This is a genomic window from Streptomyces sp. NBC_01450 (assembly GCF_036227505.1).
Lineage (GTDB): Bacteria > Actinomycetota > Actinomycetes > Streptomycetales > Streptomycetaceae > Streptomyces.
Map to the genome: position 1 here is coordinate 6626637 of NZ_CP109480.1, position 15637 is coordinate 6642273.

Genomic DNA, 15637 nt, shown 5'->3' on the forward strand with positions numbered 1-15637 from the left:
GCACAGCAGAAAGGAGTCCAGGTTGCTCGGCTGGGGTCCGCGGCCGTGCCCGGGTGGGCCGGAGGCCCCTCGGCGTACCCTGGGACGCATGAGTACCGCCCCCACCCCCGAACCGCGTGACGCGTCCGCACCGCGTGATCCGAAGTCCGCGCTGATCTTTGACGACCCGCTGGACCGGCAGTCCTCGGACGACACGGACCGGGGATGGGGCGAACAGTCCGGTGGCGAGAGTGACAGTGCGGCGGACCTGAAGCGGTTCCTCGACGAGAAGCCGCCGCACCACCTCTGAACCGCCGGGCCTCGCCGCCCGAGCCGCCCGACGCCGACCCCGAGCTTGCGGAGTCGGCCCCGTCGTCAGTACTGGCTGCGTCCCGAACCGCGCTGGGCGACAAGGGCGTCGCGGATCTCCTTGAGCACCTCCAGCTCGGACACCTCGATGACCTCCTGGGTGCCCTCCCTCGCCTTCTGCCGGGCCGCGTGCCGGGCCAGGAACTTCGACATCGGCAGGACCATCAGGAAGTAGACGACGGCCGCGGTGATCACGAAGCTGAGCGTGGCTCCCAGCACGGAGCCCCACAGGATCCAGACGCCCGTAGCCGTGCCCCCAGTGCCGGTGCACCCTTTGATGCAGGATCTGTAACTGTCGAGGTTCTGCGTGCCGATCGCACCCACCAGCGGGTTGATGACGCCCTTCACCACCGAGTTGACGATGTTGGTGAAGGCCGCGCCGATGACCACCGCGACGGCCAGGTCGATGACGTTGCCCCGCATCAGAAAGGCCTTGAAGCCCTCCAGGACACCGGGTTGCTTCTTCTCGCTCACTAAGAGGCCCCTCTGCACAAGTTGTGGAACAAACAGCTCCGCAACCTACGGCAGGGCACGCCGGACCTGTCCAACGAGGCAGCTCGATCTGGCGACTTGACACCGATTCGATATCCAGGACGGCAGTCCGCACTGTGTTCGGGGCGGTGCTCAGCACAGTGTCACCGCCAGCCGGGCCGTTGTGCCCGCGCCGGCGAGCCGCGCCGCCGTCGCCCGGGGCACGGAGAGCACCACCAGCGCCCCGGTCTCGGTGGCGGCGAAGTCCGGGACCTCGGCCACCCGCGCCCCGGCCGCGACCACGCGCCCCTCGCTGCCACCGTCCGCCGCGATCACGTCGACCCGGTCGCCGGGCCTGAGCAGCCGCACCGTGGCCGCGTCGGCGATCCGCACCGGCGCCGCCACCATCTCCACCGCGCCCCGCCCCCGCAGAGAAGAGGAAGAAGAGCGAGGAGAGGGGAGGGGGGAGGGATAAGGGGACGGAGGAGAGGCAGCGGACGTGGACGGGGGAGCTCCCGTCGGATGGCCCCGGGCCCGCCCGGCGTCACCTGGGCCCGCCGCCACGAGGGCCGCCGCCGTGACGGCGAGCCCCGCGGCCACGGCCCGCCGCTTGTGCCGGGTGAGGCGCCGCAGCCGGTACCGCCCGCCGCGCACGTGCACGGGGGCGAACTGGGGCACCTCGCAGATCGGAGGCGCGTCCACGCCGGGCGGCCGCACGGGATCCGTGCCGGGCGGCCCCACAGGATCCGTGCCGCGCGGACGTACGGGATCCATGCCCGGCGCCCGTACGAGATCCGTGTCCGGCGCCCGTACGAGATCCGTGTCCTGCGGGCGTGCAAGAGGAGCGTGCTGTGCCATGGGACCACCACCTGCGACGAGAGATCGGCTTGCGATCCCACGATGAGGCCTCGCGGCGGAGCCCGTCGGCGCCGGTGGACTACCGACGGGTTGTGGACAACTCCCTCACCCGAACGGGAGGTTCCACCCGGGGGAAGGCCCCGCCGAGGCGCCCGTCGGGGCCTTTCGGCGCCCGTCGGCAGCTGTCGGCAGCCGTCGTCACGGCATCTCGAACCCCGGATCCATGCCGCCCAGCGCCTTCGTGCACAGACAGTCCCGCGTCCCGTTCCCCGGCAGTGCCGCCACCACGTCGTACAGCACGTCCCGCAGCCGGTCCACGTTCGCCGCGAACACCTTCAGCACGTCGTCGTGCGAGACGCCCTCGCCGGCCTCCGCGCCTGCGTCGAGGTCGGTGACCAGGGTCAACGAGGTGTAGCAGAGTTCGAGTTCACGGGCGAGCGCGGCCTCGGGGTGGCCGGTCATGCCCACCACGGACCAGCCCTGCGCCTGGTGCCACAGCGACTCGGCGCGGGTGGAGAATCGCGGCCCCTCGACCACCACGAGCGTGCCGCCGTCCACCGGCTCCCAGTCGCGCCCGCGCGCCGCTTCGAGGGCGGCCTTGCGGCCGACGGGGCAGTAGGGGTCGGCCAGGGACACGTGCACGACGTTCGGCACGGTGCCGTCAGGCAGCGGCAGCCCGTCGAAGAACGTCTGCGTCCGTGCCTTCGTACGGTCGACCATCTGGTCCGGCACGAGCAGCGTTCCCGGACCGTACTGGGCCCGCAGCCCGCCCACCGCGCACGGCCCGAGGACCTGCCGGGCGCCGACGGAGCGCAGCGCCCAGAGGTTGGCCCGGTAGTTGATGCGGTGCGGCGGCAGATGGTGGCCGCGGCCGTGGCGGGGAAGGAAGGCGACCCGTCGCCCGGCGATCTCGCCGAGGAACAGGGAGTCGCTCGGCGGCCCGTAGGGGGTATCGACCTGTATCTCGGTCACATCGTCGAGGAAGGAGTAGAAGCCCGAGCCACCGATGACACCGATCTCTGCGTTCGCCATGACAAGCACAGTAGCTGGCTTCGAAGGACTGCCTCCGAAAACGCCGGGGACCCCGCCGTCGTACGACGGCGGGGTCCCCGGGGAAAAGTCCTGTGCGGCCGAGCCGCGGCCGGACCGCTGTTCGGGTTCTACGCGGCCGAGCTGCTGCTCGACGAGCCGCTGCCCGACGACTTCGCGCTCGACGACTTCGAGTCCGACGAAGACGACGAGGTCGTCGACGACGAGGACGACGTCGAAGGGGTCGACGGCTTCGCCGGCGAGCTGCTCGACGAGGAGCCGCGGCTGTCGTTGCGGTAGAAGCCGGAGCCCTTGAAGACAATGCCGACGGCCGAGAACACCTTCTTCAGGCGGCCACCGCAGTTGGGGCACTCGGTCAGGGCATCGTCGGTGAACTTCTGCACCGCCTCGAGGCCCTCGCCACACTCGGTGCACTGGTACTGGTAGGTCGGCACTTGTCTTCCTCCTGGCACTCTCACTCAGTGAGTGCTAACGACAGTCCATACTGACGTATTCCGCGAGATCAGTCCACTGTCACCGGCACTCGGTGACCGACGCCACGTGCGACGGTGCGTTCGGTGGGCCGTGTTGTCAGCCGTGAGCGCAGGGCCAGCAGGGTCGCCAGCGCCAGTGCCGTACCGGCCATCGGCACCAGGAATCCGGCACCGTCCCACAAGTGGTCCTCCAGCTGTCCCGCGACCGTGACGGCCGCCGCCTGGCCGAGCGCGACGGCGCCGGTCAGCCAGGTGAAGGCCTCGGTGCGGGCGCCCGCCGGGACCAGGCCCTCGACCAGCGTGTAACCGGTGATCAGGGACGGAGCGATGCACATGCCGACCAGGAGGCCGAGACCGGCGAGCACGACCACGGAGTGCGCGGTCCACAGTCCGGACGCGGCGAGCGTCAGGGCGGCGTAGCCGATGACGAGCCGCCGCCGCGGGGCCACCTTCCAGGCGACGGCGCCGCAGACGACGCCGGAGAGCATGTTGCCCGCGGCGAAGACGCCGTACAGGACGCCGTTCAGACCGGGCTCGCCGATCGACTCGCTGAACGCGGCGAGCGAGACCTGCATACCGCCGAAGACGGAGCCGATGCCCAGGAAGGTCACGATCAGCACGCGCACTCCGGGGACCCGCAGCGCGGAACCGTGCTCCACGCGTGTGTGCCCGGCGGCCGCGACAGCGGGCTGGGTGCTCTTCTGCGCGGCGAAGAGGAGACCGCCGATCAGGGTCAGCCCGGCCTCGGTCAGCAGGCCCGCGGCCGGGTGCACGGCGGTGCACAGCGCCGTGGCGAGCAGCGGGCCGAACACGAAGGTCAGCTCGTCCGTCACGGACTCGAAGGCCGCCGCGGTGGTCATCAGGGGCGAGTCCTGGAGCTTCACGCCCCAGCGGGCACGCACCATGGGCCCGACCTGGGGCACCGAGGCGCCGGTCGGCACGGCGGCGACGAAAAGGGCCCACAAGGGGGCGTCCGTCAGCGCCAGCGCCGTCAGGGAGAAGCCTGCCAGGGTGTGCACCAGGACGCCGGGCACCAGGACGGCCCGCTGTCCGTGGCGGTCGGCGAGACGGCCGGTGAAGGGCGCGAACAGTGCCATGGAGACGCCGGTGACGGCGGCGACGGCGCCGGCGGCCCCGTACGAGCCGGTGGTGTGCTGGACGAGGAGTACGAGGGAGAGGGTCAGCATCGCGAAGGGCTGACGTGCGGCGAAGCCGGGAAGCAGGAACGTCCAGGCGCCGCGGGTGCGCAGCAGCTGTCCGTACCCGGGGCGGGAGGTGACCGTGGATGCCACGGCCCGTGCCTTTCTGCCGCCTGGTAGCGCGGCCCCTTATGCCGGGCGGGCGCCGAGAGCTGTCCTCTTGCGCGGAACTGCGGTAGATGCCGCGCCGCCCCCTGCGAGGGCGTCACGACCGCCATACGGTCGCGCCAGCTCTGCTTCAGGCAGAGTTGGTTCGATCAAGGTGTGCCTTCATCGTACAGGGGTGAGCGCTGCGGTGCCTGTGAAAGTGAGCACCATGGCGGTGTTCGCCTGTGAATGCACATCGCCCCTCAATGTCCCGTTCACTGTCCGGAATGTCGGGAGTGCGGTCCGGTGCCGTTGCCCGGCAGGCCCAGCCAGCTCGCCAGCTTGCCGCCCTGGCCCACCGCGCGCAGCCGTCGCTCGGCCGCGTCCCGGACCGGGTCGGTGGCCACCACGAGCAGCTCGTCACCGCGTCGCAGGACGGTCGTGGGCAGCGGCACGAAGGACGTCCCGTCGCGCACGACGAGGGTGACGGCGGCCCCCGAGGGCATGCGCAGTTCGGCCACCTCCACGCCGTGCATGCGGGAGCCCTCCGGGATCGCGACGGACAGCAGATGGCCGCGCAGTCGCTCCAGGGGTGCCGATTCGATCCCGAGGTCGGCGGGACCCTCGGACTCGCCCAGGCGCAGTTTCCGGGCCAGCCAGGGCAGCGTGGGGCCCTGGATGAGGGTGTAGGCGACGACTAGGACGAAGACGATGTTGAAGATCCGGCGGCTCTCCGCGATGCCGCTCACCATCGGGATGGTCGCCAGGATGATGGGTACGGCGCCGCGCAGGCCCGCCCAGGACAGCAGTGTCTGCTCCTGCCACGGAATCCGGAAGGGCACCAGGCTGACCACGACGCTCAGCGGGCGCGCCACCATGGTGAGCGCCAGGCCGATGACGAGGGCGGGCACGATGTCGTCGCCCATCTCGTGCGGGGTGACCAGCAGGCCGAGCAGGACGAACATGCCGATCTGGGCGATCCAGCCGAGCCCTTCGGCGAAGCCCCGGGTGGCGGGCCAGTGCGGCAGTTTGGCGTTGCCGAGCATCATCGCCGCGAGGTAGACGGCGAGGAAGCCGCTGCCGTGCGCGAGCGCGCCCGCGGCGTACGCGGTGACCGCGATCGCCATCACGGCGATCGGGTAGAGACCGGAGGCGGGCAGTGCCACGTGCCGCAGCCCCCAGGAGCCGAGCCAGCCCACCGCGAGGCCGATGGCCGCGCCGATGGCCAGCTCCAGGGTTATCTCGCCCAGCAGCACGTACCAGTGCTCCACGGGGCCCGCCGTGCAGAACGCGACGACGAGGATGACCACCGGGGCGTCGTTGAAGCCGGACTCGGCCTCCAGGATGCCCGTCACGCGCGCGGGGAGGGGTACTTTCCGCAGCACCGAGAAGACGGCCGCCGCGTCCGTCGAGGACACCACCGCGCCGATGATGAGCGCCTGCCGCCATTCCAGGCCGATCAGGTAGTGAGCGGCCGTGGCGGTCACCCCGACGCTCACCGCGATGCCGACCAGTGCCAGTGAGGTGGCTGCGGGCAGTGCCGGCTCGATTTCCTTCCACTTCGTGCCGAGACCGCCCTCGGCGAGGATCACGACCAGGGCCGCGTACCCGATGACCTGGGTCAGTTCGGCGTTGTTGAAGTGGACGTTGCCGACCCCGTCCTGGCCCATGGCGATGCCGATGCCGAGGTAGACGAGCAGGCTGGGGAGCCCGCTGCGCGAAGAGATACGAACCGCTGCCACCGCGACGAGCAGAACGAGCGAGCAGACGAGCAGGAGTTGGTTGAGGTGGTGGACAGTCAGCGGCTGTTCCCTTCTCGCCAATCCGGGCACTGGATTCGAGCGTGTGGATGTGAACACGTCGATTCGATGTGATCGCGTCGATGTCGACACGTGGAATCGAGGCGATCGCGTCGATCCGCGCACGTCGATCCGGACACCCGAAGTCGGTACATGAGTCCAAGTACTTCGTTACCTTACCTAACTCTTGACGCTTTCTTGACGCTCCTGGGGCCGAGATCGAACGCTCGTCCGTCCTGGTACCCGACTCCGCGTCAAGGCGCGTCGGGCCCTGCGCCTATGGTTGCTCCAGCACTCCAGGACCGCCTGCCGCTCGCGTTAGGACAGCAAGGACAGCGATGCCCCCGAACACCACCGCCTCTTCCGGCCAGAAGCCGGGCAAGTCCGGCAGGAAGAAGGGGCGCAAGGCCCGACTGTTCCTGATCGTCCTGGTTCTGGCCCTCTTCGGAGGCGTTGCCTATGGCGGCTACTGGGGGGTCAGTACCGTCCGTGCCTCCTTCCCGCAGACCACGGGCTCCCTCACGCTCGAGGGGCTGTCAGGCCCCGTGGACGTCAAGCGGGACGGCAACGGGATCCCACAGATATATGCCTCGTCCGACGAGGACCTGTTCATGGCGCAGGGCTACGTCCAGGCGCAGGACCGGTTCTACGAGATGGACGTCCGCCGTCACATGACCTCGGGCCGGCTCTCCGAGATGTTCGGCTCGAGCCAGGTCAAGAACGACGAGTTCCTGCGCACGATGGGCTGGGACCGGGTCGCCAAGGAGGAGTACGACAAGAAACTGTCGGCCTCCACGAAGAAGTACCTCCAGGCGTACGCCAAGGGAGTCAATGCCTACCTGAAGGGCAAGGACGGCAAGGACATCTCCCTGGAGTACGCGGCCCTTGGTTTCACCAACGACTACAAGCCCCAGGAGTGGACCCCGGTCGACTCGGTCGCGTGGCTGAAGGCGATGGCCTGGGACCTGCGCGGCAACATGCAGGAGGAGATCGACCGCTCCCTGATGACCAGCCGTCTCGGCCCGAAGCAGATCGCCGACCTGTACCCGGATTACCCGTACAGCCGGAACAAGACGATCACGCAGGAGGGTCAGTACGACAGCGTCACCGGGTCGTACGTCCAGGGCAGCAGCACGACGACGAGCGGCGGGACGCAGTCCACGTCGGGCACCGGACTCGCGGGGAACACCACCGCGCCCGACGGCCTGCAGAGCCAGCTCTCCAAGCTCTACAACGTGCTCGACAACGTGCCCACCGCCGTCGGCGTGAACGGCAACGGCATCGGCTCGAACTCCTGGGTCGTCGGAGGCGAGCACACCATCACCGGAAAGCCGCTGCTGGCCAACGACCCGCACCTGTCGGCCTCGCTGCCCTCGGTCTGGTACCAGATGGGCCTGCACTGCACGAGCGTCTCCAGCAAGTGCCAGTACGACGTCTCCGGCTACACCTTCGCGGGCATGCCCGGCGTGGTCATCGGCCACAACCAGGACATCGCCTGGGGCATGACCAACTCCGGGGTCGACGTCACCGACCTCTACCTGGAGAAGATCACCGGCGAGGGCTACGAGTACGACGGCAAGGTGCTGCCCTTCACGACCCGCAAGGAAACGATCAAGGTCGCGGGCGGCGCCGACAAGACGATCGTCGTCCGGGAGACCAAGGACGGCATGCCGCTGCTCTCCGACCGCGACGACGAACTGGTCAAGGTCGGCAAGAAGGCCACCGTCGACAGCAGGGCGCCCGACCGCGGTGACGGCTACGCCATCGCGCTGCGCTGGACCGCCCTGGACCCGGGCAACTCCATGGACGCCGTCTTCCAGCTGGACAAGGCGTCGAACTGGTCCGAGTTCCGCAAGGCGTCCGCGTCCTTCGACGTGCCCTCGCAGAACCTGATCTACGCCGACACCGACAACCACATCGGCTACCAGCTGCCCGGCAAGATCCCGACCCGGGCGAAGGGCGACGACGGCTCGCTCCCGTCGCCCGGCTGGGACCCCAAGTACACGTGGACCGGCTACATCAAGCAGTCCGAGCTTCCCTACGAGTACGACCCGAAGCGCGGCTACATCGTCACCGCCAACCAGGCGGTCGTCGACAAGGACAAGTACCCCTACACGCTCACCACGGACTGGGGCTACGGAACGCGCAGCCAGCGGATCACCGACCTCATCGAGGCGAAGACCAAGGGCGGCGGCAAGATCTCGACGGACGACATGCGTCAGATGCAGCTCGACGACAGCAGCGAGATCGCCAAGCTGATCGTGCCCAAGCTGCTCAAGATCGACGTCCCCGACAAGAACGTCCGTGACGCGCAGAAGCTGCTGGAGGGCTGGGACTACACCCAGGACGCCGACTCCGCGGCGGCCGCGTACTTCAACGCGACCTGGCGCAACATCCTCAAGCTGGCCTTCGGCAACAAGCTGCCCAAGGAGCTGCGGGTCAAGGGCCAGTGCCTGAACGTCGCCCCGGTCGACACCACCGGCCCCGCGGACGAGAACCAGACCGTGCGTGAGTGCGGTCAGCGCGAGGCGGACCAGGCGCAGCCGGACGGTGGCGACCGCTGGTTCGAGGTGGTCCGCAAGATCATCGACGACCAGAACAACGACTGGTGGAAGGCGCCCAAGACGCGCCTGGACAAGGCGGCCGACAACCGCGACGAGCTGTTCGGGCGGGCCATGAAGGACGCCCGCTGGGAGCTGACCGCCAAGCTCGGCAAGGACATGGACACCTGGAGCTGGGGCCGGCTGCACCGCCTGTTCCTGAAGAACCAGACCCTGGGCACCGACGGTCCCGGCGCCCTGCAGTACATGCTCAACCGCGGCCCCTGGAAGCTCAGCGGCGGCGAGGCGACGGTCAACGCGACCGGCTGGAACGCCGCGGGCGGCTACGGAGTGGTCTGGGTGCCCTCCATGCGGATGGTGGTCAACCTCGACGACTTCGACAAGTCGAAGTGGATCAACCTCTCCGGCGCCTCCGGGCACGCCTACAGCGCCCACTACACCGACCAGACGGACAAGTGGGCCAAGGGCGAACTGCTGCCGTGGTCCTTCTCGGGCAAGGCGGTCGACAAGAGCACGACCGACACCCTGGTGCTCAAGCCGTAAGCCTTCGACGGCGACCGTGAGCCACTGACGGTGACAGCTGAAAGGGCCCTCCACGCACGCGTGGAGGGCCCTTTCGGCACCCGGGCCCGGTCAGTCGAAGCGGCGCACCCCCGAAGGCGTCACCACCGCGTGGACGGGACGGTCGTGCGCTTCCGCCGGGACGCGCTCGACGACCTCCGCGTCGTACAGCAGCACCACCAGCGCGGGATCGGCCCCCGCGCGCTCCAGACGGGCCAGCACGCGGTCGTACGAGCCGCCGCCGCGCCCCAGGCGCATCCCGCGCCGGTCCACCGCCAGGCCGGGCAGCAGGACGGCGTCCGCCTCCTGGACGGCCTCGGGGCCGAGCCGCTCGCCCGTCGGCTCCAAGAGGGCCATCCTGCCGCCGTGTTGGACACGCTCCAGGGAGCCCTCTCCGGCGTACGCGCCCCAGTCCAGGTCGTTGTCCGCCATCAGGACCGGCAGCAGCACGCGCACCCCGCGCGCGTGGAGCGCGTCCAGGAGCGCGAGGGTGCCCGGCTCGCTCCCCACGGAGACGTACGCCGCCACCGTGCGCGCCCGCGCCAGCTCCGGCAGCTCCAGCGCCCGCAGGGCCAGGGTTCCGGCGGCTTCCCGCAGGTCGTACGGTGTCAACCTGCTCCTCACCGCGAGGAATCCTCGCCGCAACATTCGCTTGTCAGGCTCTGCCTCACGTCCGGCATGGCTCACGGATCGCTCCCGTACCGTTCCTTGTGCGCTCATATGAGAGTTATTAAGGTGGAGCATCAGATTCTGCTCATAGCCACCGGATATGGTTACGGGCATGACTGAGTCGCACCCCAGGATCAGCAAGGCTGTCATCCCTGCAGCAGGCCTCGGCACCCGGTTCCTGCCGGCCACCAAAGCCACTCCCAAGGAGATGCTGCCGGTCGTCGACAAGCCGGCGATCCAGTACGTGGTCGAAGAGGCCGTGTCGGCGGGTCTCGACGACGTCCTGATGATCACCGGCCGCAACAAGCGCCCCCTCGAGGACCACTTCGACCGCAATTATGAGCTGGAGTCCGCCCTTCAGAAGAAGGGCGACGCCGACCGGCTCGCCAAGGTCCAGGAGTCCAGCGACCTGGCCACCATGCACTACGTGCGACAGGGCGACCCCAAGGGCCTCGGCCACGCCGTCCTGTGCGCGGCGCCGCACGTCGGCCACGAGCCCTTCGCGGTGCTCCTCGGCGACGACCTGATCGACCCCCGCGACCCCCTCCTCGCCCGCATGGTCGAGGTCCAGGAGCGGCACGGCGGCAGCGTCATCGCGCTCATGGAGGTCGCGCCCGAGCAGATCCACCTCTACGGGTGCGCGGCCGTCGAGACCACCGACGAGGGCGACCTCGTCAAGGTGACGGGCCTGGTCGAGAAGCCGGACCCGGCGGACGCGCCCAGTAACTACGCGATCATCGGGCGCTACGTTCTCGACCCGCACATCTTCGACATACTCCGCAAGACCGAGCCCGGCCGCGGCGGCGAGATCCAGCTCACCGACGCCCTCCAGCAGCTCGCGCAGGACGAGAAGGTCGGCGGCCCCGTGCACGGCGTCGTCTTCAAGGGGCGCCGTTATGACACAGGCGACCGCGGCGACTATCTGCGTGCCATTGTCAGGCTCGCGTGCGAACGTGAGGACCTGGGCCCGGACTTCCGGACCTGGCTTCGCAGTTACGTAGCCGAGGAGATGTAGGAATTTGAGCAGCGCCGCGACCCGTGTCACCGGCCAGGACCACCTCTGGTCGGTGACCGAGCACCTGGAGGACATCCTCGCGACCGTTCGTCCCCTCGAACCCATCGAGCTGCAACTCCTCGACGCCCAGGGCTGTGTCCTGGTCGAGGACGTCACGGTGGCGGTCTCCCTGCCGCCGTTCGACAACAGCTCGATGGACGGGTACGCGGTCCGGGTCGCCGATGTCACGGGCGCGAGCGAGGAGTACCCGGCGGTCCTCACGGTCGTCGGCGATGTCGCGGCAGGCCAGGGCGAGCAGCCCCATGTGGGCCCCGGTGAGGCAGCCCGCATCATGACCGGCGCCCCGCTGCCGCCCGGTGCCGAGGCCGTCGTCCCGGTGGAGTGGACCGACGGCGGTCTGGGCGAGGGTCCGGTCTCCGGGATGCGCGCCCACAGCGCCGCCCCCGAGGGCGCCTCCGGCCAGGTCCACGTCCACCGGCCGGCCGAGGCACGCGCGCATGTGCGCGCGAAGGGCAGCGACGTGAAGGCGGGAGACCGCGCGCTCGAGGCCGGCACGATCCTCGGCCCGTCCCAGATCGGCCTGCTCGCCGCGATCGGCCGCGGCACCGTACGCGTGCGCCCGCGCCCGCGCGTGGTCGTCCTGTCCACCGGCAGTGAACTCGTCCAGCCCGACGAGGCGTTGGGCACCGGCCAGATCTACGACTCCAACAGCTTCGCCCTGTGCGCCGCCGCCCGCGACGCCGGGGCCATCGCCTACCGGGTGGGCGCGGTCGCCGACGACGCCGAGACGCTCCGCGCCACCATCGAGGACCAGCTCATCCGCGCGGACCTGGTGGTGACCACGGGCGGCGTGAGCGTCGGCGCGTACGACGTCGTCAAGGAGGCCCTGTCCTCGGTGGGCGACGAGGACGAGGCGGGCAGCGGCATCGACTTCCGCAAGCTCGCCATGCAGCCCGGCAAGCCCCAGGGCTTCGGCACGATCGGCCCCGAGCACACCCCGCTGCTCGCGCTCCCGGGCAACCCCGTCTCGTCGTACGTCTCCTTCGAGCTGTTCGTCCGCCCCGCGATCCGCACCCTGATGGGCCTGGACGACGTCCACCGCCCCACCACCAAGGCGACCCTGGAGACCGGCAAGGCGCTGACCTCGCCCGACGGCCGCCGGCAGTTCCTGCGCGGGAGGTACGCCGACGGCAGGGTGACCCCGGTCGGCGGCGCCGGATCCCACCTGGTCGCGGCCCTCGCCCAGGCCGACGCGCTGATCGTCGTCCCCGAGGACGTCACCTCGGTCGAGTCCGGCACCGAGGTCGAAGTGGTCCTGCTCGGCTGAGTGCCCCGAGTGGCGGTACCGTGTCGCGCACAAGAGGCCCGACCGGGAGCGCCGCGCAGACATGAGTACGCAGGACCGACTGACCCACATCGACGAGGCGGGCGCCGCCCGTATGGTCGACGTCTCCGGGAAGGACGTGACCGCGCGCACCGCCCGCGCCAGCGGCCGTGTCCTGGTCTCGCCCCGTGTGATCGAACTGCTGCGTGGTGAGGGCGTCCCCAAGGGCGACGCCCTGGCCACCGCGCGCATCGCGGGCATCATGGGCGCCAAGCGCACCCCGGATCTGATCCCGCTCTGTCACCCGTTGTCGGTGTCGGGTGTCAAGCTTGATCTGTCGGTCGCGGACGACGCCGTCGAGATCCTCGCCACCGTGAAGACCACCGACCGTACGGGCGTCGAGATGGAGGCCCTCACCGCGGTCAGCGTGGCGGCCCTCACCGTGATCGACATGGTCAAGGCGGTCGACAAGGGGGCGGTCATCACGGACGTACGGGTGGAAGAGAAGACGGGCGGAAAGTCGGGCGACTGGAGCCGGGCATGACGGCACCGTCGTACCGCGCGCTCGTCGTCACGGCCTCGAACAGAGCCGCCGCGGGGGTTTACGAGGACAGGGGCGGCCCCTTGATCGCCGAGAGGCTCACGGCGTGCGGCTTCGAGGTCGACGGTCCCCGGGTGGTGCCGGACGGTGACCCGGTGGAAGCGGCGCTGCGCGCGGGTGTCGACGGCGGGTACGACGTGATCGTGACCACCGGCGGGACCGGGATCTCGCCCACCGACCGGACGCCCGAGGCCACCCGGCGCGTGCTCGATCACGAGGTGCCGGGCATTCCCGAGGCCATCAGGGCGTTCGGAAGAGAGAAGGTGCCCACGGCGGCGCTGTCCCGGGGGCTCGCCGGAGTCGCGGGACGGACGCTGATCGTCAACCTGCCGGGTTCCACCGGCGGGGTGAAGGACGGCCTGGCCGTCCTGGAGCCCCTTCTGATCCACGCCGTCGACCAGATCCGTGGCGGCGACCACCCGGGACCCAGCGGCAGTGGGGGTGCGAGCTGAACAGCCCATCCTGGCCCGTCGAACTGGTGGACGGCGATGTCGTCCTCCGGCCGATAAAGGTGCGTGACCAGCGGGCCTGGCGCGAGGTGAACCGGCGCAACCGGGACTGGCTGCGGCCCTGGGAGGCGACGATTCCGCCGCCCACGCCCAGCGGTCCGATAGCGCACCGGCCGACCTACCGCCAGATGGTCCGGCATCTGCGCGCCGAGGCCAACGCGGGCCGGATGCTGCCCTTCGTCATCGAGTACCAGGGCCGTCTGGTCGGGCAGCTGACCGTGGCCGGGATCACCTGGGGATCGATGTGCTCCGGGCACATCGGCTACTGGGTGGACCAGTCGGTGGCGGGGCGCGGAGTGATGCCGACGGCCGTGGCGCTGGTGACCGACCACTGCTTCCGCACAGTCGGGCTGCACCGCATCGAAGTCTGCATTCGCCCGGAGAACGGACCGAGCCGCCGGGTCGTGGAGAAACTCGGATTCCGCGAGGAAGGGCTCCGGCCGCGTTATCTCCACATCGACGGGGCCTGGCGGGACCATCTCGTCTTCGCGCTCACCGCGGAAGAGGTGCCGGAGGGGTTGCTGGGGCGTTGGCGGCGGGCACGATCGATGCGGGGCCGCTCGGAGAACCAGAGCAAGCCCGGTACTCAGTAAATGAAATGTATGTTCGAAATTGATCGTTGCGCGATCGGCTGAGGGCATTAAATTCGCGCTCCCTGTGGCCTGCTGATCGCATCGGTCACAAAAAAAGCTCGAAATATCAGCCGGATCGTGCGACACACCGGCCGAATTGGCAGATGGCCTCACGCAAACCCCTCTACCGTGTGAGACGTGAGCAGCAGCGGCCTCATCTACGCAGTCATCGTCGGGGCCTGGGCCGCCTACTTGGTGCCGATGTGGCTCCGTAGGCAGGACGAGCTGAACGAAGCCCGTCCGACGGAACGCTTCAGCACCGCCATCCGGCTGCTGTCCGGACGGGCGGGAATGGAGCGTCGGTACGCCAGGGACCTGCGGGCGCGCTCCGCCGAAGAGGGGGAGCCCAGCGCCGATCCGGACGCGGTCACCGACTCGGTGGACGTCCGGGCCTTCGCCATGCCTCCGGTCCGGCAGCAGACCAAGGCCCAACTCCCGCCGTCCGCCCAGCCCGAACCGCAGCAGGCGCCGCAGGCCGCCGCCCGCCAGGGTGCCCCACAGGGCTCCTCCGCGGCCGGCCGGGCGGTGCCACAGCAGTCGGCCCCACCCGCGCCGAAATCGTCGGCGCCGGAACCGGGGTCGGGGCAGGGGCCGGGACAGGGGACAGGGTCGGGGGCGGGATCAGGGCCGGCACCGTCGTCGAGTTCGGCTTCGGGCTCGGGCTCGGGATCGGATTCGGCCAACTCCGAGGCCTCCAGGGTTCCGGCCGCGCGGCGGGCCTCCGCGGCGGAGGCCGCGGCGCGCGCCCGGCGCTCGAAGGTCCTCGCGCGCCGACGGCGTACGACCGTGATGCTCTTCCTCGCCTTCACGCTGGGCGCGATCGTGGCGGCCGTCGGGGGGCTCGCGTTCCTGTGGGCGCCCGGCGTGCCCGCCGTGATGCTGAGCTCGTACATCGTGTATCTGCGCGCCCAGGAGCGCCGGCGCTTCACGTACACCATGGACCGGCGCCGGGCCGAGGCCGCGGCGCAGCGGCTGCGGGAGCGGCAGCCGCGTCGGCGGCCCACCCTCGACCCCGGCGCCGACGAGCCCGACGACAGTCCCGAGCCGGAGACCGACCCCGGTCTGTCCGCGCTCGCGGCCGACCGGCGCGCGCTCGTCGAGCAGACCGACCACGCCGAGTGGGTCGACCAGCAGCGTGAGCGTCAGCAGGGCCCCGGCCGGGGCGACAGCTGGGACCCGGTGCCGGTTCCGCTGCCGACGTACGTGACCGCGCCGGTCGCGCCCCGGGCCACGTCCAGCGTCGATCTCGGAGCGCCGGACGCGTGGAGCTCCGCGCGCTCCAGCACCGTCGAGCCGTGTGACGAGGAGCCCGCCGCCGAGGAGGGCCCCGAAGCCGCCGAGACGGCCGAGGCCGCCGACGACGGTCGCAGCGACGCCCGGCGCGCCGCGTCCGCCCGGCGGGCCCGCGAACGCGGTCGCACTCCGCTGTTCGACCAGTACGAGGACGGTGAACGGCCGCGCGCCGCCAACGAATGACCAG

At 70.3% G+C, this 15637-nt stretch carries 15 protein-coding genes; 8 read left to right on the forward strand and 7 right to left on the reverse strand.

Annotated features, from left to right (window positions below; translation table 11 throughout):
* Positions 1-88 precede the first annotated feature (88 nt).
* Entirely contained in the window at positions 89-289 is a 201-nt protein-coding gene (locus OG568_RS29625; protein WP_266433765.1) for a hypothetical protein, read from the forward strand.
* Between the two features lie 65 nt (positions 290-354).
* Here OG568_RS29625 and mscL read toward each other — a convergent pair whose 3' ends face one another.
* From mscL to OG568_RS29655, 6 genes are all read right to left on the reverse strand, one after another.
* The gene (gene mscL, locus OG568_RS29630) at positions 355-822 is read right to left on the reverse strand and encodes a large conductance mechanosensitive channel protein MscL (protein WP_329533753.1); all 468 of its coding nucleotides are present in this window, start codon (positions 820-822) and stop codon (positions 355-357) included.
* A 150-nt stretch (positions 823-972) separates the two neighbouring features.
* Complete coding sequence (locus tag OG568_RS29635; protein WP_329536489.1) at positions 973-1593, reverse strand: hypothetical protein; 621 nt, start codon at positions 1591-1593, stop codon at positions 973-975.
* A 282-nt stretch (positions 1594-1875) separates the two neighbouring features.
* The gene (locus OG568_RS29640; RefSeq protein WP_329533754.1) at positions 1876-2709 is read right to left on the reverse strand and encodes an S-methyl-5'-thioadenosine phosphorylase; all 834 of its coding nucleotides are present in this window, start codon (positions 2707-2709) and stop codon (positions 1876-1878) included.
* A gap of 128 nt (positions 2710-2837) precedes the next feature.
* Positions 2838-3161, reverse strand: a complete 324-nt coding sequence (locus OG568_RS29645; RefSeq protein WP_329533755.1) for an FmdB family zinc ribbon protein — start codon at positions 3159-3161, stop codon at positions 2838-2840.
* Positions 3162-3229: 68 nt separating this feature from the next.
* Positions 3230-4492 carry an MFS transporter gene (locus tag OG568_RS29650; protein WP_329533756.1) on the reverse strand — a complete coding sequence of 421 codons (1263 nt, stop codon included), beginning with the start codon at positions 4490-4492 and terminating at the stop codon, positions 3230-3232.
* Between the two features lie 269 nt (positions 4493-4761).
* Positions 4762-6318: a potassium/proton antiporter gene (locus OG568_RS29655; RefSeq protein ID WP_385068971.1), complete on the reverse strand. Its 1557-nt coding sequence runs from the start codon at positions 6316-6318 to the stop codon at positions 4762-4764.
* 305 nt (positions 6319-6623) lie between these two features.
* Here OG568_RS29655 and OG568_RS29660 point away from each other — a divergent pair, with 305 nt between their 5' ends.
* Positions 6624-9389 (forward strand): penicillin acylase family protein, encoded by a 2766-nt coding sequence (locus tag OG568_RS29660; protein WP_329533757.1) that lies wholly within the window; start codon positions 6624-6626, stop codon positions 9387-9389.
* Between the two features lie 90 nt (positions 9390-9479).
* On the opposite strand, the gene OG568_RS29665 is transcribed toward OG568_RS29660, so the two are convergent.
* Positions 9480-10055, reverse strand: a complete 576-nt coding sequence (locus OG568_RS29665) for a 5-formyltetrahydrofolate cyclo-ligase (RefSeq protein WP_329536490.1) — start codon at positions 10053-10055, stop codon at positions 9480-9482.
* A 133-nt stretch (positions 10056-10188) separates the two neighbouring features.
* Here OG568_RS29665 and galU point away from each other — a divergent pair, with 133 nt between their 5' ends.
* From galU to sepX, 6 genes are all read left to right on the forward strand, one after another.
* On the forward strand, positions 10189-11091 hold the full coding sequence (galU, locus tag OG568_RS29670) for a UTP--glucose-1-phosphate uridylyltransferase GalU (protein ID WP_329533758.1): 903 nt from the start codon (positions 10189-10191) through the stop codon (positions 11089-11091).
* A gap of 4 nt (positions 11092-11095) precedes the next feature.
* Positions 11096-12418, forward strand: a complete 1323-nt coding sequence (gene glp, locus OG568_RS29675) for a molybdotransferase-like divisome protein Glp (RefSeq protein WP_329533759.1) — start codon at positions 11096-11098, stop codon at positions 12416-12418.
* 61 nt (positions 12419-12479) lie between these two features.
* A complete protein-coding gene (moaC, locus tag OG568_RS29680) occupies positions 12480-12959 on the forward strand; it encodes a cyclic pyranopterin monophosphate synthase MoaC (protein ID WP_053852462.1) in 480 nt (159 codons plus the stop codon).
* Positions 12956-13468 (forward strand): MogA/MoaB family molybdenum cofactor biosynthesis protein, encoded by a 513-nt coding sequence (locus OG568_RS29685; RefSeq protein WP_329533760.1) that lies wholly within the window; start codon positions 12956-12958, stop codon positions 13466-13468. The genes moaC and OG568_RS29685 overlap by 4 nt, the downstream gene beginning before the upstream one ends.
* Positions 13469-13491: 23 nt before the next feature.
* Positions 13492-14118, forward strand: coding sequence for a GNAT family N-acetyltransferase (locus OG568_RS29690; protein ID WP_266434132.1), 627 nt, complete (start codon positions 13492-13494; stop codon positions 14116-14118).
* Between the two features lie 177 nt (positions 14119-14295).
* Complete coding sequence (gene sepX, locus OG568_RS29695; protein ID WP_329533761.1) at positions 14296-15633, forward strand: divisome protein SepX/GlpR; 1338 nt, start codon at positions 14296-14298, stop codon at positions 15631-15633.
* Positions 15634-15637: the final 4 nt, after the last annotated feature.